The organism is Herminiimonas sp. CN (assembly GCF_000622895.1).
GTDB lineage: Bacteria > Pseudomonadota > Gammaproteobacteria > Burkholderiales > Burkholderiaceae_D > AVCC01.
In genome coordinates this window covers 67,294-90,998 of the sequence record NZ_AVCC01000002.1, presented here as the reverse complement: position 1 = coordinate 90,998, position 23,705 = coordinate 67,294, and the positions used below count along the sequence as shown (strand labels likewise).

Genomic DNA, 23,705 nt, shown 5'->3' with positions numbered 1-23,705 from the left:
TCGCCAAGCGAATCCACTATAGCAGCAAAGAGTAGCCATTTTCAAATCCAGGCAGACTGTTGAATCAGCCCGTTACCTGAAAATCGATGACGATTTCACCCGGTTCGCGCGATACGTAGGCAATCTTGACGCCTGCGCCGTAATGCCCGTTGATTTGCGCCAGCAGCGGCAATGGGTCGTGATCGTTGCAAAAGCGCATGGTCTCGCCCGGCTGCAGGGCTTCCAGTGCGCCAAAAATCGCAGCGTGCCGGAAGCGCTTGGCGACGCCGCGTGCATCAAATGGATAAACTCCCGCAGCGGTGGTTGGATGTGAGCAATCGTGGGCCATGATAAAACTCCTTATAAAAACAATGAGTGAAAATATTGGAACAGGCCGCAAACTGCAGCGGCCTGTTCCGGACTGGAACGATCAACCTTTGATCGGACGTACTGGTGGCAACGCCTGTTCCTGAGGGCGCTTGGCTTTGGTAACCAGACGCCATGCAAAGGCCACCAGGAAAAACACGCCGATCGAAAACACGACATCGCCAGGCACCCGCATCCAGACGAATGTTTCCATCAGATGCGAATGCACCACTTCAGCCGAGCGCGCATACCAGACGCCCTTGGTAATGCTGGCCCAGGCTTGATAGATGCCGGCCGGCAGCAGCGAGATGAACACCATCATGCCAAGACCAATATTCAGCGACCAGAACATCGGTTGCAGCAGCTTGTCGGACCAGGCTGCACGGTCAGACAGACCACGCAGGCAGAACAGCAGCAAGCCGATGCCCAGCATTCCATATACGCCGAACAATGCGGCATGGGCATGGGCTGCCGTCAGGTTCATGCCTTGCATGTAATACAGTGCGATTGGGGTATTGACCGAAAAGCCCAGCAAGCCGGCGCCGACCACATTCCAGAAACCCACTGCAATAAAGAACAGGATCGGCCACTTATAGGCTTCCACCCATGGTGCCGCCTTGGAGCGCTGATAGTTGCGATACGCTTCAATGCCTATCATTGCCAACGGCACGACTTCCAGTGCAGAGAACATCGAGCCGATTGCGATCACCGAAGTCGGGGTACCGGTAAAGTACAGATGATGGAGGGTACCCAGAATGCCGGCGAACAAGAACACGATGGTCTCCAGCACAATCGCAGCATTTGCGGTCGCAGCGTTGATCAGTCCAAGACGCGTGAACAACAGCGCAATCACAGCAGTGGCAAACACTTCAAAGAAGCCCTCTACCCACAGATGGACCAACCACCAGCGCCAGTACTCGATGATCGCGTAGTGTGTGTGCTGCCCCCATACCAGCGACGTTGCATAAAAGAGGCCAATGCACAGCGCCGCCAGGAACACCATTGCAATCAAACCGCGGCTTTCGCCTGGTTTTTTCAGTGCCGGCAGCAAGCCGCGGCCCAATAACAAAACCCAGAACAACAAGCCAATGAACAGCAGGATTTGCCAGACGCGGCCCATGCTAGTGAATTCGAGCCCCTGATTGCCGAGCCAGAAGCCGAAATCGGTTCCCAGGTGTTGCAAAGTGCCGAGCCAGCCCCCTACAGTAGAGCCGACCACGATGAATAGCAATGCATAGAACAGGACATCGACGCCCAGTTTCTGGAACTTCGGCTCGTGACCGGAGATAGCCGGCGCGATGTACAAGCCGGTGGCTAGCCATGCAGTGGCAATCCACAATACGGCGAACCCGGTATGCATGGTCCGGCTCACGGTATAAGGCAGGATTTGACCTAATGGATACCCGAAAAAGCTGGTGCCTTCGACCGCATAATGCGCGGTAATCACGCCCATGCCGACCTGAGCCAGAATCAAACCGATCACCACATAAAAATATTTCTTGGTGGCCTTCATCGATGGCGTCGGCTTCAGGTTGAACAGCGGATCAGCCTTGGGCGGAACGGGATCACCCTCTTCCTTGCTAGTCGAGTGATAAAAAATCATCGCTGCAATCGCACCGATCATCAATATCACGCTGGCAATCGACCAGATGCCGGTACCGGCGGTCGGCGTATTGGCCACCAGCGGTTCGTGCGGCCAATTGCTGGTGTAACTCAGATCCGTTTCGCCGGGACGATCGGTGGTAGCCGACCAGGCGCTCCAGAAAAAGAATGCGGTCAACGCCTGCCGATCGGCAGGATCTTGCAGCGAATCAGGGTTCATTGCATATTGCTTGCGCAATGCATCCAGCGATTTGTCGTCGCCAAACAGGCCTGCATAGTGCTTCGCAACTTGTTGCACTGCTGCGGCCCGCTCCGGCGTGAGCGTAATCACGCCGTTTTGCGCATTGTAGGTATTACGCCGCATCTCGACCTTCAGCAAGCCGTTGAGCTGCCCTTGCTGCCCGGCATCGAGTTGTTCGAATGCCTTGCCGAAATCCCGCTGCGCCCATACTTCGCGCAACGCCAGCGCTTCGCGATGCAGCCAGTCGGCAGACCAGTCCGGCGCCAGATAACTGCCATGTCCCCATACCGTCCCCAATTGCTGGCCGCCCGCAGACAGCCATGCTTCCTGCCCGCGCTCCACCTGCCCTGCTGAGAATAGTACATCGCCCTTGGTACTGACGACTTGGTTGGGGATTGGCGGAGCCTTGACGTAAATCTCTGATCCTACCCAGCCTAATACGGCAAAGGAAAGAACACAGATTATGGCTAGCCAAGTCCAGAGTTTGCGCGTAGCGTGCATGGCAAATATCCTTTTTCGGTTGAGGTGATAATGGTTTTGGTTGAAAAATTATTGGGTTGGTCGCCCGATAAGATGTATTTTATGTGCATTTTTTAATAGATGCAATTCAAATACATCTTTTAGCTAGGTACTTAATGTGGATCAATTTTGCGGCAGCTATTGCCAGGGCGTCGAAAGAACCGGCTTTTGAATAGGAAAAACCGCGCGTCAAGACCGCATCGTTTCAACTGGCAGGAAAAGCATCATAATTGGCACCAACAACAGCTTACTTGCAGCTTCTAGGCCGGAATGCAGATAACATATATAATGAATACTGCATTACACGCCACATGTGGCACTCCTCTTGAACAATCCTGGATCCAGCGATGAGATTAACTGCTTATACTGACTACACGCTACGCACCCTGATGCACCTGGGTCTGAACCGGGATAAGCTGGTGACGATTCAGGATATTGCCGACATTCACGGCATCTCCAAGAACCATTTGATGAAGGTAGTGCATCAACTGGGCATGACCGGGATGGTGGAAACTGTACGCGGCCGCAACGGCGGATTGCGGCTCAACAAGGAGCCGGCGGATATCAATATCGGTGAAGTCGTACGCAATACCGAAACCGATTTTTTCATGGCAGAATGCTTTTCGCCCGAAAATTTCCAGTGCGGCTACGCATCCGACTGCACGTTAAAAGGCGTACTGCATGCTGCCACCACAGCATACCTGGATGTACTCGATGGCGTGACGCTGGAAAACCTGATCAGGAAGGATAGCCGCTACCCCAGCCAGGATGTCGCGCTCAGGCCGATGCGCATCCACTCCGTCAAGTCTCAGGCGCACTGAGGCCGCTTTGGCAAAGCGGCGATACGGTTGCCGCAATCAATCCCGGCACATAAGAAAGCCGTTTTTCCCATCGGGAGAAACGGCTTTTCTCTGTTGCGCAATCCGGCCGGTCTGCTAGCGTTCAGCTATCGCATCGACCACGCACAGCGCTGTCATATTGACGATCCGGCGCACGGTGGCCGACGGAGTCAGGATGTGCACCGGTTTGGCGCAACCAAGCAGGATCGGCCCAATCGCAACGCCGTTGCCTGATGCCGTTTTCAGCAGGTTATAGGCAATATTAGCGGCATCGATATTCGGCATCACCAGCAAATTGGCGTCGCCGGTCAAAGGGGAGTCCGGCATCATCGATGTGCGCAAAGCCGAATCCAGTGCAGTATCGCCATGCATCTCGCCGTCGATCTCCAGCTCGGGCGCATTCTTGTGAATGATAGCCAGTGCCGCCCGCATTTTTTGTGCCGACTCGCTGTTGCTGGAGCCGAAGTTCGAATGCGACAGCAGCGCAGCGCGTGGCTGCAGGCCGAAACGGCGCATCTCGTCCGCCGCCATGATGGTGATTTCCGCCACTTGCTCTGCATTCGGATTCTCGTTGACGTGGGTATCGACCAACACCACCTGCCGGTTGGGCAGGATCAGGCAGTTCATCGCCGCATACACATTCACGCCTTCGCGCTTGCCCAGGATCTGATCGATATAGTGCAGGTGCAAATTAGTGTTGCCATAGGTGCCGCAAATCATGCCGTCGGCATCGCCCTTGTGGATCATCATGGAACCGATCAGCGTGTGGCGGCGGCGCATTTCGAGCTTTGCGTACTGCTCGGTCACGCCCTTGCGCTTCGACATCTGATGAAAGGTTTGCCAGTAATCGCGATAGCGCTCGTCAAAGTTGGGATTGATGACTTCGAAATCGGCATCCAGTTTCAGGCGCAAGCCGAATTTCTCGATCCGTTGCGCCAATACCGATGGCCGGCCGACCAGGATCGGCTTGGCCAGCTTTTCATCGACGATGATCTGCACCGCGCGCAACACGCGCTCTTCTTCGCCCTCGGCAAAGACGATGCGCTTTCTGCCCGACGGGGCTTTTTTCGCAATCTGGAACAGCGGCTTCATGAAGGTGCCGCTGCGGTAGACGAATTGCTGCAGGCGATCGGCGTACGCCTGCATGTCCTGAATCGGCCGCGCGGCCACGCCGGAATCGGCCGCCGCCTGCGCCACTGCCGGCGCGATCTTCATCATCAGACGCGGATCGAACGGCATCGGAATCAGGTATTCGGGGCCGAAGGACAGATTGTGGATGCCGTAAGTGGTGGCCACCACATCCGATTGCTCGGCTTGCGCCAGTTCGGCAATCGCACGCACCACCGCGATCTCCATCGCGCGCGTGATGGTGGTCGCGCCGCAATCGAGCGCGCCGCGGAAGATGTACGGGAAGCACAGGACGTTGTTGACCTGGTTCGGATAGTCGGAACGTCCGGTAGCGATGATCGCATCGGGACGCACCGCCTTGGCTTCCTCCGGCAGGATTTCCGGGGTCGGATTCGCCAGCGCCAGCACTATCGGGCTGGCAGCCATGCCAGCCACCATTTCCGGCTTCAGCACGCCGCCGGCCGACAGGCCGAGGAAGATGTCCGCGCCCGGCATCACTTCAGCCAGCGTGCGGGCACTGGTGGGCTGGGCAAAACGGGCCTTGTCCGGATCCATCAGCTCGACCCGGCCCTGATACACCACGCCGGCCAGATCGGTTACGAAAATATTTTCGATCGGGAAACCCAGGTCCACGATCAAATCCAGGCAGGCCAGCGCCGCAGCGCCGGCGCCGGACACCACCAGCTTGGCCTGCTTGATATCCTTGCCGACCACTTTCAAGCCATTCAGGATGGCCGCGCCGACGATGATCGCGGTGCCGTGCTGATCGTCGTGAAAGACCGGGATTTTCATGCGCTCGCGCAGTTTGCGCTCGATGTAGAAGCACTCGGGCGCCTTGATGTCTTCCAGGTTAATGCCACCGAAAGTCGGCTCCAGCGAAGCGATGATATCGACCAGCTTGTCCGGATCGAGTTCATTGATCTCAATATCGAAGACGTCGACGCCGGCAAATTTCTTGAACAGCACGCCCTTGCCTTCCATCACCGGCTTCGATGCCAGCGGGCCGATATTGCCCAGGCCGAGCACTGCGGTGCCGTTGGTGATGACCGCTACCAGATTGCCGCGCGCGGTGTATTTGAATACATTGGCCGGATCCGCGACGATTTCTTCGCATGGGGATGCCACGCCGGGAGAATATGCCAGGGCCAGATCGCGCTGATTGGATAACTGCTTGGTCGGTATGACGCTGATCTTGCCGGGGGTTGGAAATTCATGATATTCAAGTGCCGCTTGGCGCAATTCCTGGCGCCGCTGCTCTTTTTGATCCGATGTAGATTCCATGCTCTACGGCCTTTCTGCTTTTTGGAGCTTACCGAAAGCCTACGATTTTAGCAGAGCGGGCGCGCAGACCTTATACGTATTTGTACTTGCGTTATGCGGCTTTGGCACAAATCAGCGCTATCGATTGCCGCCGCACCGTGAAATTCAGCAAGAGAGTAACTATTAATCACTAACAATCAATCTGTTTTATCTATGGGCTCTTCATGCGCATCACTTGCTTCGAATCGATCGGCATTCCAGCCGATTTCAAGGTCATCGGACTATCGACAACCACCAGACTCTCTCATTAAATTAAAATCAATGGAGTATATGAAAAAATACCGATATTTACGCTTATCTTATATGCGCATATTAAATATACATATATTAGTATAATTGTAATGCAAAAATCGCTGCTTTTGCCCTGCCGGTAAAAACCCCACAGCTTTTGCACGCCTTGAGTACAATCGCCGGATGATTTCCGAATTCGACCTGATCGCCCGCTTCTTCACCCGCGACCAATCCAGCCAGCCGCAGGTGGCACTGGGGATCGGCGACGACTGCGCGCTGCTGAATCCGACGCCCGGCATGATGATGGCCATTTCCAGCGACATGCTGGTCGAAGGGCGGCATTTCTTCCCCGGCGCCGATGCGCGCCAACTCGGCCACAAATGTCTGGCGGTGAACCTGTCCGACCTGGCAGCGATGGGCGCCCGGCCGCTCGGCTTTACGCTGGCGCTGTCCTTGCCCCAGGCTGACGAAGCATGGCTGGCGGGGTTTGCCGCCGGCCTGTTCGCGCTGGCCGACGCGCACGATTGCGCGCTGATCGGCGGCGACACCACCAGGGGGCCGCTGAACATCTGCATCACGATCTTCGGCGAAATCCCACCCGGGCTGGCGCTGCGGCGCGATGCAGCCGAGGTCGGCGACGACATCTGGGTCTCCGGCACGCTGGGCGACGCGCGCCTGGCGCTGGCCGGCTTGCGGCAGGACGTCGCGCTCGACCCGGCCAGCCAGGCCGCTGCCGCTGCGCGGCTGGATGCACCGACCCCGCGCGTGGCGCTCGGGCTGGCCTTGCGCGGCGTGGCCCATGCCGCCATCGATATCTCGGACGGCTTGAGCGGCGACCTCGGGCATATCCTGCAGCGCTCCGGCTGCGGCGCGCGCATCGACCTCGATGCGCTGCCGCTAGGCCCGGTGCTGGCACGCCAGCCGCAAGCGCTGCAGCGCGCCTTCGCGCTGGCTGGCGGCGACGATTACGAACTCTGCTTCACCGCCGCAACAACCCAACGCGCCGCAGTGCTGGCGGCGGCACAGGCTGCCGGCACCGCGGTCGCGCGCATCGGCAGTATCACACCGGCCGGCGGCCTGCAACTGGTCGATGCCAGCGGCGCGACGCTCGATTTGCACCCGTCTTCCTTCGACCACTTCGCTTCGCCATGAACGCACCCGAACCCGGCCGCAGCGCCCTGCCGATCAAGGCCAGCGCCCGCTTCATGCTGGCCCATCCGGCGCACCTGGTCGCGCAGGGTTTCGGCAGCGGCCTGTCGCCGATCATGCCGGGCACCGCCGGCACGCTGTACGGCTGGCTGTCGTTTGCGGTGCTGAGCCTGCGCTGGCCAGAGCTTTTCACCCCGGGCAACTGGGCCGTGATCATCGGACTCGGCTTCGCGCTCGGGATCTGGGCCTGCGAAATCACCGGCCGCAATCTCGGCGCGCCCGACCACGGCAGCATGGTGTGGGATGAGATCATCGCTATCTGGCTGGTGCTGCTGTTCATCACGCCAGCCGGCTTCGCCACCCAATGCTGGGCATTTCTCTGGTTCCGTTTTTTTGATATGGTTAAGCCGCCGCCAATTCGCTATTTCGACCGCCACATCAAAGGTGGCTTCGGCGTAATGTGGGACGACATCGTGGCCGCGTTTTACACCTTGCTGGTGTTCGCGTTGTGGCGCGCAGTATAAAAATTTGCAATAGTTGGCAACCCACAGGAGGAGAATAAAATGGAAGACATCATCAAATTAGCCGCGGAAGTCGGCCAGGTACTGCAACAAAAAAACCTGCTGCTAGCTACCGCAGAATCCTGCACCGGCGGCGGCGTGGCGCAGGCGATCACTGAAATTGCCGGCTGCTCGGAGTGGTACGACTGCGGCTTCATCACCTACTCGAACGATTCCAAGACCGAACTGCTGGACGTATCGGCCGTGCTGATCGCGCAACACGGTGCGGTCAGCGAGGAAATCGCCGCCGCGATGGCGCAAGGGGCTCTGGCGCACAGTGATGCACATGTAGCCATCGCCACTACCGGAATTGCCGGCCCCACCGGCGCAGTACCGGGCAAACCGGTTGGCACCATCTGTTTCGGCTGGGCCCAGGGCAAGCGGGTTCTGACCGAACGCAAAGTCTTCAGCGGCGACCGCCATGCGGTACGCGAACAGACCGTCGCGCATTGCCTGCAAGGTTTGCTGCGATTCCTGAAAACGCCGGCCTAGCCACACGCCTGATACCCACGAAAAAAACGCCAGGCACTGCGCCCGGCGTTTTTCGTTGGAGCATCGGCCCGGCACCTACAGCGGAGCCGTGTGACCCGCATCCCCCAGCCTGAGCACCGCGTCGAACAGCGCATCGATATCGCGCCGCTCGGTGCGATGGTTGACCACCGCCACCCGGATTGCCAGGCAGCCGTTGACCGTAGTGGCCGACGGCGCTGCGATGCCGGATTCGTGCAGATCGGCGATCAGGTCGGCGTTGACGCGGTCGCTGTCCTGGCTGCGATAGCGGAAACAGACGATATTGAGCGAAGCCGGCGACAGCAGTTCCAGCTTCGGCTCGGCCTCGATCTTTTGCTGCAGGTAGCGCGCCAGCGCGCAGGTGCCGGCGATCATCCGTCCCAGCTTGTCAGCGCCGTAGACCTTGATCGTAAACCAGGTTTTCAGGGCGCGGAAACCGCGCGACAGGTCGGGGCCGAAGTCGCACGGCCAGGGCGAACCGGCCGCCAGGCCGCGCGCTTCGCGCCGCAAATACGCCGCCGGCGAGGCAAAGGCGTCGTGATGCCGCGTGCCGTCGCGCACCAGAAAGAAGCCGGCGTCGTAAGGCACCTGCATCCATTTGTGGAAATCGAAGGCGATGCTGTCGGCACGCTCGATGCCTTGCAGGCGCGGCGCAAGCTCGGCCGACAGCATCGCCAGCGCGCCGTAGGCGCCGTCGATGTGGAACCACAGCCCCTCCCTGACGGCGATGTCGGCCAGCGCGTTCAGGTCGTCGATCGCGCCGTGGTTGACGGTGCCGGCCGAGCCGGCGATGAAGAACGGCGTGAAGCCCTGCTCCCGGTCGGCGGCAATCGCGCGCTGCAGCGCTTCCAGATCGATCTGATGCTGCGGATTCATCGGGATCACCCGCAAGGCATCGAAACCGAACCCGGACAAGTCGATCGCCTGCGCAATGCAACCGTGCGCGCCGGCCGAAGTGTAGGCGGTCAGCCGCTTGTTGCTGGCAGCCAGCCCCGTTTGCCGCACTTCCAGCCCGAGCGCCGCAGTGCGCGCCACCAGCACGCTCATCAGGTTCGCCATCGAACTGCCGGTGACGAACAGGCCGGTGGCGCTGTCCGGGAAATCGAACAGCTCGCGCACCCAGCGCAGCACCTGGCGCTCGACTTCCAGCGGCATCTGGTCGCGCGCACCGAGGTTGGCATTCAGGCCGGCCGCCAGCATTTCGGCCAGCATCCCAACCGGATTACCGCCGCCCTGCACCCAGCCCATGAAGCCGGGATGCGTATTGCCGGCCGCATACGGCAGGATGTCATGCATGAAGCGCTCATGCACCGCAGCCAGCTCAGTCGGCGCGGCCGGCAGCGCTTCGGTAAAGATGTCGCGCTTGTGCTGCGGGATCGGTTGCCAGACCGGGCGCTGGCGCAGGTTCGCCATGTAATCGATGATGTCGTCCAGCATCTGATGGCCCTGCGCGCGCAGCGCTTGCCAGTCGTCCGGGTCGAGGGAGTCTTTCGAAGTCATTTTTCCGCTTATTCCTGTTGAAATCGGCAATTGAGAATTATCTGCGATAGCGATTGATCGCATCGCGCGTGGCCAGCGCCACGGTGCGCGCAGCTGCGGCAAAATGCTCGTCGCCGCCCGCATACAGGATGGCGCGGGAAGAATTGATCATCATGCCGCAGCCGTCGGCGGTCCTGCCGGCCGCCACGGTGGCGGCAACGTCGCCGCCCTGGGCGCCGATGCCGGGCACCAGCAGCGGCATGTCGCCGACAATCGCGCGCACCTGCGCCAGTTCGGTGGGGAAAGTGGCGCCGACCACCAGCGCGCACTGGCCGTTGGTATTCCATTTCTCGGCCACCAGTTGCGCCACGTGCTGATACACCGGCTTGCCGCCGGCGTTCAGGAATTGCAGGTCGGAGCCGCCCGGGTTCGAGGTCCGGCACAGCACGATGGTGCCGCGATCCTGCCATTCCAGATACGGCGCGATCGAATCGGAGCCCATGTACGGGTTCACCGTCACCGCATCGGCGCCGTAGCGCTCGAACGCTTCGCGCGCATATTGCTCGGCGGTGGCGCCGATGTCGCCGCGCTTGGCGTCCAGAATCACCGGCAGTTGCGGGTAGCTGGCGCGCAGGTAGCGGCACAGCGCCTCCAACTGGTCCTCGGCCCGCAGCGCGGCAAAATACGCGATTTGCGGCTTGAACGCGCACGCGGTATCGGCAGTGGCGTCGATGATCGCCTTGCAGAAAGTGAAGATCGCATCCGGCTGTCCCTGCAGATGGGGCGGGAATTTGCTGCTGTCGGGATCCAGTCCGACGCACAGCAGGGAATCGTGCGCGGCCCAGGCAGCGGAGAGCTTTTCGATGAAGGTCATGGCATATCAGGAGTGAATCAGAGCCCTGCATTGTAACTCGCCCGATCTAACGCGCCCAATCGGGCTGCGGCGGCAATGACCGCAGCAGCGACGGCGGACAATTGAAATCCCGGCGCAACTCCCCAAAATATCGCTTCGAGCGTTAATATGATATTCATTGCATTTTCCCTCCAATTTTTCGGAAAGAACCACCATGAACAAATGGCTGAAACTGATAGCAATCGCGGTACTGGGCGCCACCCTGTCGGCCTGCGGCTATAACGACTTCCAGGCCAGGGACGAAAGCACCAAGGCGGCCTGGGGCGAAGTGGTCAACCAATACCAGCGCCGCTCCGACCTGATCCCGAACCTGGTCAATACCGTCAAGGGCTACGCCTCGCACGAGAAGGAAACGCTGGAAGCGGTGATCAAGGCGCGCGCCGCCGCCACCAGCTTCCAGATCACGCCGGAAGTGCTGAACAATCCGGAAGCCTTCAACAAGTTCCAGCAGGTCCAAGGCGAACTGTCCGGCGCGCTGTCGCGCCTGATGGCGGTGTCGGAGAATTATCCGAACCTGAAGGCCGACACCAGCTTCCGCGACCTGCAGTCGCAGCTGGAAGGCACCGAAAACCGCATCACGGTGGCGCGCCAGCGCTACATTGTTGCGGTACAGGAATACAACGTGCTGGCGCGCAGCTTCCCGACCAACCTGACTGCGATGATCTTCAGCTACAAGGTCAAGCCGTCGTTCTCGGTCGAGAATGAGAAAGCGATCTCGAATGCGCCGGCCGTGAATTTCGGCAAATAAAATGCACGCCCTGCGGATTCTGCTTGCCTGCACCCTGACGCTCTGGCTGACACTGGCCGGCGCGCAGGCTCAAGATTTTGTGCCGGTGCCGGCGCTGTCGGCCCATGTGATCGACCAGGCCGGCATGCTGACGCCGCAGCAGCGCAGCAATCTGGACAACGTGCTGAAAGAGTACGAAACCCGCAGCGGCAGCCAGATTGCGGTCCTGCTGGTCAGCAGCACCGCGCCGGAAGCCATCGAGCAATACGGCATCCGGGTCGCGGACGCCTGGAAACTGGGCCGCAAGGGCGTCGATGACGGCGTCATCCTGCTGGTAGCCAAGGACAACGACAAGGCCCTGCGCCGCCTGCGCATCGAAGCCGGGCGCGGCATCCAGGGCACCGTCACCGACGCCCAGTCGAAACGCATCCTGCAGGACGTGATCGCGCCGTATTTCCGCCAGAACGATTATTACGGCGGACTGGCCGCCGCCATCAGCGCACTGACCACGCTGATGGATCAGGAGCACCTGCCGGCACCGGCCGGCAAGCCGGCGGCAGAAGACGGGTTCTCCGGCTGGCTGCCGATCCTGTTCCTGCTATTCATGTTCGCCGCCATCATCTATCAGCGCTCGCGCAGCTCGTTCAAGTACGGCCCCAGAGGCCGCACTGCCGGCATGATCCTGGGCAGCGGCGGCTTGGGCGGGCTGGGCGGTTTCGGTGCCGGCGGCGGCTTCGAGCGACATTCCGGCGGCGGCGGTTTTTCCGGCGGCGGTGGCGGCTTTGATGGCGGTGGCGCGTCGGGGGATTGGTAATGACGCATTTTATTGCACTGCTGTCGCGCCTGAAACGGCATCTGCTGACGACTTCCGGCGCTAGCCGCCGCGCCTTCCCGGCCGCCGCCCTGAAAACGATCGAAGCCACCATAGCCACCGGCGAGGCGCTGCACCGGGCCGAAGTCTGCCTGATCATCGAGCCGGCGCTGACGCTGACCGAAGTGCTGCAGCAGGTGTCGGCGCGCGAGCGCGCGCGCGAACTGTTCGCGCTGCACCGGGTCTGGGATACCGAGGAGAACTGCGGGGTGCTGATCTACGTCAACCTGGCCGACCACAAGGTCGAGATCGTCGCCGACCGCGCGGTGGGCCGGCTGGTCGATGCCGGCGAATGGCAAGCGCTTTGCCACACCATGACGCACGGCTTTGCCCGCGGCGAGTTCCGCGACAGCGTCAATGCGGCGCTGCAAAAACTCAACGCCCTGCTGCAGCAGCATTACCCGGCACAAGGCGAACGCCGCAACCAGCTCGACAACCGGCCGGTGCTGCTCTGACCAGCGGCCCGGCGCGCGCCATATACTCATGGATGCGGCATCTATTCCAGCATTATTTACCTGCGGAAAATTGGTATACTCCGGCAAAAATCATTAACCAGCCTGGTAGATCCACTGCAGCAGCGCATCCTGCGCCTCGCGCGCCTTGGCGGCATTGCGGTCGTTGATCAGGCACACCACCACATAGCGCCGGCCGGACGCAGCCAGCACATAGCCTGCAATGGAACGCACCTGCTCCAGCGAGCCGGTCTTGATATGGGCATGGCCGGCAACATTTTCCGCCTGCAGCCGCTTGCGCATCGTTCCATCCAGACCCACCAGCGGCAATGATCCGATGAATTCCGGCATGGTCGGCGAGTGGTACGCCGCCACCAGCATGCGCCCCAAGGTGCGGGCCGAAATGCGCTCGGAGCGCGACAGGCCGGAACCGTTTTCAATCACCAGTTCCGGCGCATCGATGCCCTTGCCGGCCAGCCAGGCCTTGACTGCCTCAGCGCCGCGCCCGGTGCTGGCCGGCAGCGCCGGCTGTTCGGGTGCCAGGCTCAGCAAAACCTGGCGTGCCATCACGTTGTTGCTGAATTTATTGATGTCGCGGATGATTTCCGGCAGCGCCGGCGACGCCCACTCGGCAATCAAACGGGCGCCATCCGGCACCCGGCCGTCGACCACCTCGCCCCGGAAGGCCCCGCCCAGCTCCTGCCACAACTGGCGAAACATCTTGCCGAAAAACTGCGCATGACTGATCCGGTAAGGGTTGAGATACCAGGTCTTGTCGCCGCAGGCAGCCGGAAATGTGCCGCTGAAAACGATGCCGTCGGCACCGAATTCCGCTCCCAGCTTGTCCTGCCAGTTGCCGCAACTGCCGTTCGAGAGCGCCGGCGCGGCGACCCGAAAACCGGCAAACGGCAGATCGACCGCCACCCGCACCGTGGCGCTGCCCGCATCCGGCGAGAAGCGCACCCCGAGCGTCTTGTAATTCAGCAGCAAGGCGTCCGGCCCGACGTTGTACGGCTTGCCGGGTTCGCCATCGAAAGCGGCCGCATCCTGCGGGCCATTATCGGCAAAGGCGCTGCGGTCGAGCACCAGATTGCCGCTGATTTCACGAATGCCCTGGGCGCGGATGCGGCGCAGGAACAGCCAGAAATTCTCCAGCACCAGCTTCGGGTCGCCGCCGCCCTGAATGACCAGATCGCCCTGCAGCACATCGCCGCGCTGCGGCCCGGCGGCATAGGCGCGGGTTTTCCAGGCGTAGGTTGGGCCAAGCAACTCCAGCGCCGCATCGGTAGTCACCAGCTTCATCACCGAGGCCGGACTGAATGCAGTCGCCGCGTTCAGCTCCAGCAGCGCCGCGCCAGCCGACACTTCCCGCACATAAATTCCGACCCCGGCGGCGGGAATTTCGGCGCGCTGCAGCGCGCCTTCGACCGCGGGCGGCAACGCCTGGGCCCAGCTGGCGGCGGCCCAGGCCAGCACGCCGCAGCCGGCGGCGGATCGTGCAAGTTTTTTAATGGTCAAGAAATGCATCGTATTCCTGTGGGCAATTTGCTCGGCTCGAAGGTAGATATGATACCCAACGCCGGCATGCGCCACCCTGGCTGCGGCGTTAATTGCGGCGAATTGCATCCGCCCGATACCCAAGCTGCTGCGCCACGAAACCGTCGAACGCAGCCAGCAGGGGCCGGCACTGTGCGGCGCGGCCTTCCAGCTGCATCAGGGCCGCGCAGGTCGCCTCCAGCGTGGACAGCTGATCCGGCCGATGCGCCTTGCGGATCAGGTAATGCGAGGCCGGAACGTCGCGCAGCGGCAGGCGCGGCAACTGTTGCAGCAGCGGATTGAGGTAGAGCATCTTGCGGCTCTTGCGCCAGGTGCCGTCCAGCACGATCAGGCGCAACTGCGCTGGATCGCGCAACAAACCCGGCGCAGGAACAGGCGGCGCCGGCATTCCCAGCGCCTTGTCCGCGATTGTCTCCGGATACAGCAAGATGGCTTGCTTCGAAATCTGCACCGGCTCAGGCTCGAACGGCGCAGTCAACAGCGCCTGCAATTCCTGCTCGGCAAACACCTCGCCCGTCGCCATCCGGCTGCGCGGCAGGCTCAGATGCAGCAGACGCGCACTGCCCTTGGCGTTAGCCACCTCCAGCGGGTGCTGCAGGATCACCACCTCGACCGTGTGCGCTATCGGTCTGACCCAGCGGCAGATGCAAGTGCTTTGCGGGCGCTGGCAGGTGGCGCAGATCGGGCGTTTGGCGCTGGGGGCAAGGATCATCGGAGAATTTTACCGGAATACCGGCATGCAGTTTCCCGACGCATTGCGCCGAAACGAAATTTGACCCGGTGTCCCGCACATGTTTTTACCGATAGATACATTTGCGGCCTGCCGCTGCTGTACGGCTGTGGTATAAAAATGCCGGGTGCGTTCGTTTTTCATCGGACCGACGCACTTGCGCGCACAGCGGCAATTAACTGACACAAGGACCCTCGATATGAAACGTTTCCTATTCGCGACCGCGGTAGCAGTAACCGCAGTCACTGCTCCGGCGCTTGCTGCCGATGTTGGCGTTTCGGTCAGCGTCGGCCAGCCCGGCTTTTACGGCCAAATCAACATCGGCAACGTGCCGCCGCCGCAGCTGATCTACCCGCAGCCACTCATCATCCAGCCGGCACCGACAGGCGTGAGGCCCCGGCCGATCTACCTGCACGTACCGCCGGGTCATGCCAAGAACTGGCGCAAGCATTGCCGCAGGTACAACGCCTGCGGCCAGCCGGTCTATTTCGTGCAGGACAACTGGTATAACGATGTGTACGTTCCACGTTATCGCGATACCCACCGCAGCGACCAGGGCGAACGCGACGGCGGCCGGGGATACGATCGCAACAACGGACACGACAGGGGTAACGACAGAGGCAACAACGGCCACAACCGTGGTAACGACAGAGGCAACAACGGCCACAATCGGGGTAACGACAGGGGCAACGACAAGCATCGCAACAACGACCGGGGATAGTTGCTCATGCAGGCCGCTCGTGCCTGCATGAGCAACTTAATACAGATCCGGAACGAATAAAGTTAGAACCGGATCCCCTCACTTGCAGTGCGCGTATCCGCTTGCAAGCGGATACCGTGACGCAGGCGGATGGCATGCCATCCGAAATCCCTGCGTCACCTCCAACCTTCCCAGAGGGAGAGGGGGAGAACGGGGCACGATGAAGTCAAGACTTCATCGTGCCGGATCAATAGGATGAGGGCGGCGGCGTGTTCGGCGGCGGAACAGCGTAGCCTTTGCCCGGCGTGTGGACTTCGTTGCGCATTTCATTACTAAAACGGCCGGACACCGGTACCCGGTGTCCCTTTGCGTACATGCATTGCAGGTAAGCGAAATCGTAGCGCTGCTGCGCGCCATAGCCGGAGCTGTTGGCTGCGCCGGTTCCCGCTAGCCCGCCATACAGCAGACCGACACCCGCGCCGGTGCCGGCGCCGCTCCGTCCATTGATGGCAGCGCCCGCCGCGGCCCCCAGCACGGTACCGAGGGCGGCACTGCGCACGCCGCTATCTACCGCAGCCTGATCGGCAGTGGCGCCGCCCATCTGGTACTGCGCATATTGCCGGCACGAACCCTCATCGGCACGGAACTGGTCAAAATTCTTGCCCGCCCCCGGCAGCACCAGCATGCTCGGCCCCGACGGCATCGAAACGCAGGCGCTCAGCAACAGCAGGGCAAACAGCGGGGTATATCGCAAGGTATTGGACATAATCTCGGCTCCGATCAATTGCGTGGAGGTTGCGGCACGACCTGCTGCCAACCTGATGGACATTGTTTCACGTAAGGGTAGTATCCCTGCGGGCTATTGCAGAAATACCAGTACTGTTGCGGCGGCAATTGTTGTTCCTGCTCGATATACACCGGGGGCGATGACGGCACCGCAATGACCGACGGGTACGGATAGTAATAAGGTTGCGAGTAGTAGGACGGGTAATAGGGCCAGAACAGCGGCGCGCCAATCACAACCCCGACATGCGCCCGCCCCCCGACATGCGCCCGCTCCCCGCCATGACGGACGCGCTGCGCCCAGACGGGCTCGCCAGCAACCGCCCCGCACAGAGTAACGAACAGCAACGCAGACTTGAACCATTGCATGATAACCACCTCTTCGGGCAAAACATCGGCACCTTGATGCCTTTTAGTGCAGCCCTGCCGCTACGCGATCCGCGCTGAACGCATAGCGGAGAACCCATGATATCCAAATACTATTATTAGCCGCGCATGGCAGGAATGAAAGCCGTGGAAACAATTCTTAACAAAATAGATTTTCGGGTGCCGAGCGCAATGAATCTATGCGGCAAATGCAATTAAGATGACGAGACCGGCGCGCGCTTTTCGCGGCCAAGGGCGCATTCTCGGCGAAGCAACTCTTCGGCGCGATGGCTGCGATAATGGCGGGATGAATCATTCTTCCACGCCCGGGCGGCCCCGCCCCAATTCATTGACTGATCTATTTGTCTCATTCACCCTGCTTGCGCTGCAGGGATTTGGCGGCGTCCTGACGGTCGTTCAGCGTGAACTGGTCGAAAAAAAACAGTGGATGACGCAGGAAGAGTTTGTCGAGGATTGGGCTGTTGCGCAAATCATGCCCGGCCCCAACGTCGTCAACCTGGCGCTCATGATCGGCGGACGCCACTTCGGCCTGCCGGGCGCGATGGCTGCGCTGGCCGGCATGCTGGCCGTGCCCCTGATTCTGGTGCTGCTGCTGGCGCTGCTCCATGACCACTATGCAAACCATCCAGGCGTGGTCGGCGCCTTGCGCGGGATGGCTGCAGTGTCTGCGGGTTTGATTATGGCAACCGGCTTCAAGCTGTCCGGCACCCTCGCGGCAAACCCGTTGCCGATGCGCTGGTGCATTACCTTTTGCATACTCGGCTTCATCTGCATCGCACTCTTGCACTGGCCGCTCGTTTACGTGCTGCCGGGGCTGGGCGGCGCGGCCTGCGTCATGGCCTATAGTCGGCTGAAATCATGAACCCTCCTCTGCATATCGCGCTCGATTACCGCGACTGGATCGACCTCTTTTCGCACTACCTTTTGCTGTCGCTGATGTCGATTGGGGGCGCCATCTCGACCACGTCCGAAATGCATCGTTACCTGGTTGAACAGCATCACTGGCTCACGCCGTCGCAGTTCAATGCCTCGATTGCGATCGCCCAGGCAGCGCCGGGGCCGAATGTATTGTTTGTTGCATTGATGGGATGGAATGTCGGCATCAACGCCGGCAGCATCCCGGCCGCCCTGACGGGAGTTCTGGTGACGATGGTCGGCATTATGCTGCCAAGCACCACCATCACTTATCTGACGGCGCAATGGGGACACCGGAATCGCGAATTGCTTGCGGTGCGCGCCTTTAAACAGGGGATGGCTCCGATCGTGATCGCGCTGCTCATATCGACCGGCTGGATTCTGGCCAGCGCCAATCACAATGCGCCAACAGATTGGCCGCTATGGCTGCTCAGCGTATTTAGCGGACTGATCATCTGGCGCACTAGAGTACATTTGCTCTGGCTGCTGGCGCTCGGCGCCGTGCTCGGATGGTTTCAACTGCTGTAGCAGCCGGTCCGACAGGGGAATACAGGATTATTCGCTTTTGCATATTTTTGATGCCTTGAAAAAGCCAAAAAGCCCCCATATAATTAGCACTCGTTAGGGGAGAGTGCTAACAGTTTCTCCTGGCCTTAGAGATTTTGCGGCAAAGCCTGGTTCCGACACAAGGCTGCGCAGTAAGAATGCGTTGCGGCAGAGATGTCGCAAAAATACAATAAACTATTGATAATTAAGGAGTTTTTATGAATCTTCGTCCTTTGCATGACCGCGTTATCGTAAAGCGTCTGGATCAGGAAACAAAAACCGCATCCGGCATCGTTCTGCCTGAAACAGCAGCCGAAAAACCGGATCAGGGTGAAATCCTGGCAGTAGGTAACGGCAAGATTCTGGAAAACGGCTCGGTCCGCGCTTTGGCTGTGAAAGTCGGCGACCGCGTCTTGTTCGGCAAATACTCGGGCCAAACGGTCAAGGTTGACGGCAATGAACTGCTGGTCATGCGCGAAGAAGACATCATGGCTGTAGTTGAGAAGTAATCAACGCACCTGCCGTCAGGCATCAATAATTTAGTCATATCACATTCCCAGGCGGGCAAGACTTTTTCAAGCATTGCACGCCCCGAAAATCAATTCAGGAGATTCACATGGCAGCTAAAGACGTAGTATTTGGCGATTCAGCACGTTCCAAAATGGTTGAAGGCGTCAACATTCTGGCCAACGCAGTTAAAGTCACTCTGGGCCCTAAAGGCCGCAATGTCGTTATCGAGCGCTCCTACGGCGCGCCGACCATCACCAAGGACGGTGTATCGGTAGCCAAGGAAATCGAACTCAAAGACAAGCTCATGAACATGGGCGCGCAAATGGTCAAGGAAGTTGCTTCCCGCACCAGCGACAACGCCGGCGACGGCACCACGACCGCAACCGTGCTGACCCAGGCTATCGTGCGCGAAGGCATGAAATACGTTGCTGCCGGCATGAACCCGATGGACCTGAAGCGCGGCATCGACAAGGCAGTTGCTGCAACTGTCATCGAACTGGCAAAAATCGCCAAGCCATGCACCACCACCAAGGAAATCGCGCAAGTCGGCTCGATCTCGGCCAACAGCGATACATCCATCGGCGACCGTATCGCCGAAGCGATGGACAAAGTCGGCAAGGAAGGCGTGATCACTGTCGAAGACGGCAAGTCCCTGAACGACGAGCTCGACATCGTTGAAGGCATGCAGTTCGACCGCGGTTATCTGTCGCCGTACTTCATCAACAATCCGGACAAACAGGTTGTGCTGCTGGAAAACCCGTTCATCCTGCTGTGCGACAAGAAAATCTCCAACATCCGCGACCTGCTGCCGGTACTGGAACAAGTCGCCAAGGCTGGCCGTCCGCTGCTGATCATCGCCGAAGACATCGAAGGCGAAGCACTGGCAACTCTGGTGGTCAACAACATCCGCGGCATCCTGAAAACGTGCGCAGTCAAGGCGCCAGGCTTCGGCGACCGCCGCAAGGCCATGCTGGAAGACATCGCGATCCTGACCGGCGGTCAGGTAGTTGCGGAAGAAGTCGGCATGACGCTGGAAAAAGTCACGCTGGAAGAACTCGGCCAAGCCAAGCGCGTTGAAATCGGCAAGGAAAACACCATCGTCATCGACGGCGCCGGCCAGGCAAATGCGATCGAAGCACGCGTCAAGCAAGTGCGCGTACAGATCGAAGAAGCGACTTCCGACTACGACCGCGAAAAACTGCAGGAACGCGTTGCCAAGCTGGCAGGCGGCGTTGCAGTGATCAAGGTCGGCGCAGCCACCGAAGTCGAAATGAAAGAGAAAAAAGCCCGCGTTGAAGATGCATTGCACGCAACCCGTGCTGCGGTCGAAGAAGGCATCGTTCCTGGCGGCGGCGTTGCATTGCTGCGCGCACGCGCCAACATCCATGTCAAAGGCGACAATCCTGATCAGGAAGCCGGCATCAAGATCGTTCTGCGCGCAATGGAAGAGCCGCTGCGCATGATCGTGCAAAACGCCGGTGACGAAGCATCGGTTGTCGTTGCCAAAGTACTGGCCGGCACTGGCAACTTCGGTTACAACGCCGCCAACGGCACTTACGGCGACATGGTCGAAATGGGCGTGCTGGATCCAGCGAAAGTAACCCGTTCCGCACTGCAAAACGCAGCGTCTATCGCATCCCTGATGTTGACTACCGATTGCATGGTTGCTGAGTCGGTTGATGATAAAGCAGGCGGCGGCATGCCTGACATGGGCGGCATGGGTGGTATGGGCGGCATGGGTGGCATGGGCGGCATGATGTAAGAACCGGCTTCCGGTCACTATATGCCAGCAAGCTGAGCTGCTGCCAATAAAAAACCCGCACAGTTTGCGCTGTGCGGGTTTTTTCATGGGCGGGCGATTAAACATACGCAATGGTAATATCAACATGCGATTTAAATCGTTTCTCTTATAAATCGCCTCCCGTAGAATCACTATATTGAGTACAGCGACAGAGTGTCGTTCACAAAACGGCCTGTCGCTTTTTCATTTGCAGAAAGACACAATTTTATTCAAATGATAGAACTACAAGCGATACACCAGCGGTTCAAGGGCGCCGGCGGCGACGTCGAAGCGGTGCGCGACGTCAGCCTGTCGATTCGCAAGGGCGAGATTTTCGGCATCATCGGCCGCAGCGGCGCCGGCAAGAGCTCGCTGGTGCGCACCATCAACCTGTTGAATCGCCCGACCTCGGGCCGGGTGCTGGTCGATGGCCGCGACCTGACCGGCCTGGATGCAGGGCAACTGCGCACTGCGCGGCATGACATCGGCATGATTTTCCAGCACTTCAATTTGCTGTCGTCGCGCAGCGTGTACGACAACGTCGCCTTGCCGCTGGAACTGGCGGGTCTGCCCAAGACCGAGATCCACGCCAAGGTCATGCCGCTGCTGGAACTGGTGGGCCTGACCGAGTTGAAGGATCGTTATCCGGCCCACATCAGCGGCGGCCAGAAGCAGCGCGTCGGCATCGCCCGCGCGCTGGCGAACGCCCCGAAAGTCTTGCTGTCGGACGAAGCGACTTCGGCGCTGGACCCGGAAACCACCCGCTCGATCCTTGAATTGCTGCGCCGCATCAACCGCGAGCTCGGGCTGACCATCGTGCTGATCACGCATCAGATGGAAGTCATCAAGGCCATCTGCGACCGCATGGCCGTAATGGAGGCCGGGGAAATCATCGAACAGGGCGAAGTCATCGCGGTGTTCCGCGAACCCAGGCATGAGGTCACCAAGGCCCTGATCGGCGACGTGATTGCGCAGGAATTGCCGGAGGGCGTGCTGCAACGGGTGCGCGCCAAACTGGCGCAAACCGAGGCCGGCAGCGGCCGGGACCATTTGTTCCGGTTTGCCTTCACCGGCGCCAGCGTGGACCAGCCGCTGCTGTCGGAGGCGATTCGCCGCTACAACATGGATTTCACCATCCTGCACGGCCAGATCGATGAAATCCAGGGTCAGGCCTTCGGCTCGCTGGCGGTGCTGGCCAGCGGCGCCGCCAGCGACATCGGCGCCGCCGTAGCCTACCTGCGCTCCCGGGACGTAGTCGTCGAGGAATTGAACCATGTCATTTGAACTGCTGGATTTATTCGTTTCGTCGTTTGGCGAAACCCTGCTGATGGTCGCCGTCTCCGGGATTTTGGGGGCGCTGCTCGGGATTCCGCTCGGCATCGCCTTGCACCTGACCGACCGCAACGGCGTATTGCCCCACCCGCTGTTCAATCGCGTAGCCGGCATGCTGGTCAATGCGGTACGCTCGACGCCGTTCATCATCTTGCTGGTGGCGGTGATTCCGCTGACGCGCTTTTTCGTCGGTTCCTCGATCGGCACCGCAGCGGCGATCGTGCCGCTGACGCTGGCGGCCGCGCCGTTCGTCGCCCGCCTGGTCGAAACCGCGCTGCGCGAAGTCGACCCCGGCCTGATCGAGGCGGCGCAGGCGATGGGCGCAACCACTTCCCAGATCGTCTGCAAGGTGCTGGTGCCGGAAGCGTTTGCCGGCATCGTGGCCGGCCTGACCATCACCTTCGTCAGCCTGGTCGGCTATTCGGCGATGGCCGGGGCGATCGGCGGCGGCGGCCTGGGTGACTTGGGGATTCGCTACGGCTATCAGCGTTTCCAGCCGGATGTGATGCTGGCGGTGGTGCTGATTCTGATCGTATTCGTGCAAATCGTGCAATCCATGGGCGACCTGCTGGTGCGCCGCCTCAGCCACCGCTAATATTTTTTGCTTTTCTCAACATCGACAAGGATCATCATGCAACGTCGTCATCTACTGCAATTATTCAGCGGCCTGAGCCTGCTTGCCGGCCTCGCTATCGCTCCTGCCCAAGCCCAGGACAAGCCGATCAGGATCGGCGTCACCGGCGGCCCGCACGCCGAAATCATGGAAGTGGTGAAAAAAATCGCCGCCAAGGATGGCCTGAAAATTCAAGTGGTCGAATTCAGCGATTACATTCAACCGAACGCGGCACTGGCCGCCGGCGACCTGGACGCAAACAGCTTCCAGCATCTGCCGTACATGGAAGCGCAAGTCAAGGACCGCGGCTACAAGTTCGCCAATGCCGGCTACACCATCACCGAGCCGATGGGCGTGTACTCGAAAAGCGTGAAATCGCTGGGCAACCTGAAAACGGGCGCCCGGGTCGGCGTTCCGAACGACCCCACCAACGGCGGCCGCGCGCTGCTGCTACTGCAATCTAAAGGCTTGTTCAAGCTGAAAGCCGATGCCGGCCTGCAGGCGACCCCGCTCGACATCGTCAGCAATCCGAAAAAAAATCAAGATCGTCGAACTCGATGCAGCGCAATTGCCGCGCTCACTGGCGGATTTCGATGCCGCCGTCATCAACGGCAATTATGCCGAACAGGCCGGGCTGAACCCAACCACCGACTCGATCGCGATCGAAGGCCCGACAGGCCCGTACGCCAACATGATCGCCGTGCGCGAACAAGACAAGAGCAAACCCTGGGTGGCAAAGTTGATCAAGGCTTACCACAGCCCGGAAGTCAAACAATTCGTGCAGCAAAAATACAAGAAGTCGGTCATCGTAGCCTGGTAAGTCCATTTCACCGTCAATCACGGCCCGCAGCCAGATAAGTCGACAGTTGACGTATTGATGCGGTCCGATCAAGTTCCGACTTCATCGGGCCGCATCGATACTCATGTGATTGGTTAATGACAAGCAGTATAAGTAAAAATACCGCA

23 protein-coding genes and 1 pseudogene are annotated in these 23,705 nt (G+C 60.0%); 15 read left to right on the top strand and 9 right to left on the bottom strand.

Annotation, left to right across the window (positions count from 1 at the left end):
- Positions 1-64: 64 nt before the first annotated feature.
- Positions 65-328 (bottom strand): DUF2249 domain-containing protein, encoded by a 264-nt coding sequence (locus HMCN_RS0101185; protein WP_025915651.1) that lies wholly within the window; start codon positions 326-328, stop codon positions 65-67.
- An 81-nt stretch (positions 329-409) separates the two neighbouring features.
- Positions 410-2,689, bottom strand: coding sequence for a nitric-oxide reductase large subunit (locus HMCN_RS0101180; protein ID WP_025915650.1), 2,280 nt, complete (start codon positions 2,687-2,689; stop codon positions 410-412).
- Between the two features lie 365 nt (positions 2,690-3,054).
- Here HMCN_RS0101180 and HMCN_RS0101175 point away from each other — a divergent pair, with 365 nt between their 5' ends.
- The gene (locus HMCN_RS0101175; RefSeq protein ID WP_025915649.1) at positions 3,055-3,528 is read left to right on the top strand and encodes an Rrf2 family transcriptional regulator; all 474 of its coding nucleotides are present in this window, start codon (positions 3,055-3,057) and stop codon (positions 3,526-3,528) included.
- Between the two features lie 114 nt (positions 3,529-3,642).
- On the opposite strand, the gene HMCN_RS0101170 is transcribed toward HMCN_RS0101175, so the two are convergent.
- Positions 3,643-5,955: an NADP-dependent malic enzyme gene (locus HMCN_RS0101170; protein WP_025915648.1), complete on the bottom strand. Its 2,313-nt coding sequence runs from the start codon at positions 5,953-5,955 to the stop codon at positions 3,643-3,645.
- A gap of 453 nt (positions 5,956-6,408) precedes the next feature.
- On the opposite strand from HMCN_RS0101170, the gene thiL reads away from it, so the two are divergent.
- The 3 genes from thiL to HMCN_RS0101155 are packed head-to-tail and all read left to right on the top strand — an operon-like array spanning position 6,409 to position 8,426.
- Positions 6,409-7,377: a thiamine-phosphate kinase gene (gene thiL / locus HMCN_RS0101165; protein ID WP_025915647.1), complete on the top strand. Its 969-nt coding sequence runs from the start codon at positions 6,409-6,411 to the stop codon at positions 7,375-7,377.
- Complete coding sequence (locus tag HMCN_RS0101160; protein ID WP_025915646.1) at positions 7,374-7,898, top strand: phosphatidylglycerophosphatase A; 525 nt, start codon at positions 7,374-7,376, stop codon at positions 7,896-7,898. Before thiL ends, HMCN_RS0101160 begins: the two co-directional genes overlap by 4 nt.
- Positions 7,899-7,937: 39 nt before the next feature.
- The gene (locus HMCN_RS0101155; RefSeq protein ID WP_025915645.1) at positions 7,938-8,426 is read left to right on the top strand and encodes a CinA family protein; all 489 of its coding nucleotides are present in this window, start codon (positions 7,938-7,940) and stop codon (positions 8,424-8,426) included.
- 75 nt (positions 8,427-8,501) lie between these two features.
- Here HMCN_RS0101155 and HMCN_RS0101150 read toward each other — a convergent pair whose 3' ends face one another.
- Positions 8,502-9,944 carry an aspartate aminotransferase family protein gene (locus tag HMCN_RS0101150; RefSeq protein ID WP_035625231.1) on the bottom strand — a complete coding sequence of 481 codons (1,443 nt, stop codon included), beginning with the start codon at positions 9,942-9,944 and terminating at the stop codon, positions 8,502-8,504.
- A 37-nt stretch (positions 9,945-9,981) separates the two neighbouring features.
- Entirely contained in the window at positions 9,982-10,797 is an 816-nt protein-coding gene (gene pyrF, locus HMCN_RS0101145; protein WP_025915643.1) for an orotidine-5'-phosphate decarboxylase, read from the bottom strand.
- A 193-nt stretch (positions 10,798-10,990) separates the two neighbouring features.
- Here pyrF and HMCN_RS0101135 point away from each other — a divergent pair, with 193 nt between their 5' ends.
- Genes HMCN_RS0101135 through HMCN_RS0101125 form a run of 3 tightly spaced genes read left to right on the top strand, consistent with a single transcriptional unit; the run spans position 10,991 to position 12,889 of the window.
- Positions 10,991-11,584 (top strand): LemA family protein, encoded by a 594-nt coding sequence (locus HMCN_RS0101135; protein WP_025915642.1) that lies wholly within the window; start codon positions 10,991-10,993, stop codon positions 11,582-11,584.
- Between the two features lies 1 nt (position 11,585).
- Positions 11,586-12,377: a YgcG family protein gene (locus tag HMCN_RS0101130; RefSeq protein WP_025915641.1), complete on the top strand. Its 792-nt coding sequence runs from the start codon at positions 11,586-11,588 to the stop codon at positions 12,375-12,377.
- Positions 12,377-12,889 (top strand): TPM domain-containing protein, encoded by a 513-nt coding sequence (locus HMCN_RS0101125; RefSeq protein ID WP_035625228.1) that lies wholly within the window; start codon positions 12,377-12,379, stop codon positions 12,887-12,889. The genes HMCN_RS0101130 and HMCN_RS0101125 overlap by 1 nt, the downstream gene beginning before the upstream one ends.
- Positions 12,890-12,982: 93 nt before the next feature.
- Here the strand turns inward: HMCN_RS0101125 and dacB are convergent, their stop codons facing one another.
- Positions 12,983-14,413 carry a D-alanyl-D-alanine carboxypeptidase/D-alanyl-D-alanine-endopeptidase gene (gene dacB / locus HMCN_RS0101120; RefSeq protein ID WP_025915639.1) on the bottom strand — a complete coding sequence of 477 codons (1,431 nt, stop codon included), beginning with the start codon at positions 14,411-14,413 and terminating at the stop codon, positions 12,983-12,985.
- A gap of 79 nt (positions 14,414-14,492) precedes the next feature.
- On the bottom strand, positions 14,493-15,155 hold the full coding sequence (locus tag HMCN_RS0101115) for a tRNA-uridine aminocarboxypropyltransferase (RefSeq protein WP_025915638.1): 663 nt from the start codon (positions 15,153-15,155) through the stop codon (positions 14,493-14,495).
- A gap of 217 nt (positions 15,156-15,372) precedes the next feature.
- Between HMCN_RS0101115 and HMCN_RS0101110 the strand changes: the two genes are divergently transcribed.
- A complete protein-coding gene (locus HMCN_RS0101110; protein WP_025915637.1) occupies positions 15,373-15,894 on the top strand; it encodes a hypothetical protein in 522 nt (173 codons plus the stop codon).
- A 226-nt stretch (positions 15,895-16,120) separates the two neighbouring features.
- On the opposite strand, the gene HMCN_RS0101105 is transcribed toward HMCN_RS0101110, so the two are convergent.
- Both HMCN_RS0101105 and HMCN_RS19715 read right to left on the bottom strand, forming a co-directional pair.
- Positions 16,121-16,639 (bottom strand): glycine zipper family protein, encoded by a 519-nt coding sequence (locus HMCN_RS0101105; RefSeq protein WP_025915636.1) that lies wholly within the window; start codon positions 16,637-16,639, stop codon positions 16,121-16,123.
- A 14-nt stretch (positions 16,640-16,653) separates the two neighbouring features.
- On the bottom strand, positions 16,654-17,025 hold the full coding sequence (locus tag HMCN_RS19715) for a hypothetical protein (protein ID WP_081801360.1): 372 nt from the start codon (positions 17,023-17,025) through the stop codon (positions 16,654-16,656).
- A 304-nt stretch (positions 17,026-17,329) separates the two neighbouring features.
- On the opposite strand from HMCN_RS19715, the gene HMCN_RS0101100 reads away from it, so the two are divergent.
- From HMCN_RS0101100 to HMCN_RS17035, 7 genes and pseudogenes are all read left to right on the top strand, one after another.
- A complete protein-coding gene (locus tag HMCN_RS0101100; RefSeq protein WP_025915635.1) occupies positions 17,330-17,905 on the top strand; it encodes a chromate transporter in 576 nt (191 codons plus the stop codon).
- On the top strand, positions 17,902-18,486 hold the full coding sequence (locus HMCN_RS0101095) for a chromate transporter (RefSeq protein WP_025915634.1): 585 nt from the start codon (positions 17,902-17,904) through the stop codon (positions 18,484-18,486). Before HMCN_RS0101100 ends, HMCN_RS0101095 begins: the two co-directional genes overlap by 4 nt.
- Before the next feature lie 236 nt (positions 18,487-18,722).
- Positions 18,723-19,013 carry a co-chaperone GroES gene (gene groES / locus HMCN_RS0101090; RefSeq protein ID WP_025915633.1) on the top strand — a complete coding sequence of 97 codons (291 nt, stop codon included), beginning with the start codon at positions 18,723-18,725 and terminating at the stop codon, positions 19,011-19,013.
- Between the two features lie 107 nt (positions 19,014-19,120).
- Positions 19,121-20,776 (top strand): chaperonin GroEL, encoded by a 1,656-nt coding sequence (gene groL / locus HMCN_RS0101085; protein ID WP_025915632.1) that lies wholly within the window; start codon positions 19,121-19,123, stop codon positions 20,774-20,776.
- A 252-nt stretch (positions 20,777-21,028) separates the two neighbouring features.
- Positions 21,029-22,078 carry a methionine ABC transporter ATP-binding protein gene (locus HMCN_RS0101080; protein ID WP_025915631.1) on the top strand — a complete coding sequence of 350 codons (1,050 nt, stop codon included), beginning with the start codon at positions 21,029-21,031 and terminating at the stop codon, positions 22,076-22,078.
- Positions 22,068-22,721 carry a methionine ABC transporter permease gene (locus HMCN_RS0101075; protein WP_025915630.1) on the top strand — a complete coding sequence of 218 codons (654 nt, stop codon included), beginning with the start codon at positions 22,068-22,070 and terminating at the stop codon, positions 22,719-22,721. The genes HMCN_RS0101080 and HMCN_RS0101075 overlap by 11 nt, the downstream gene beginning before the upstream one ends.
- Positions 22,722-22,757: 36 nt before the next feature.
- Positions 22,758-23,559 (top strand): annotated as a pseudogene (locus HMCN_RS17035) (MetQ/NlpA family ABC transporter substrate-binding protein).
- Positions 23,560-23,705 lie beyond the last annotated feature (146 nt).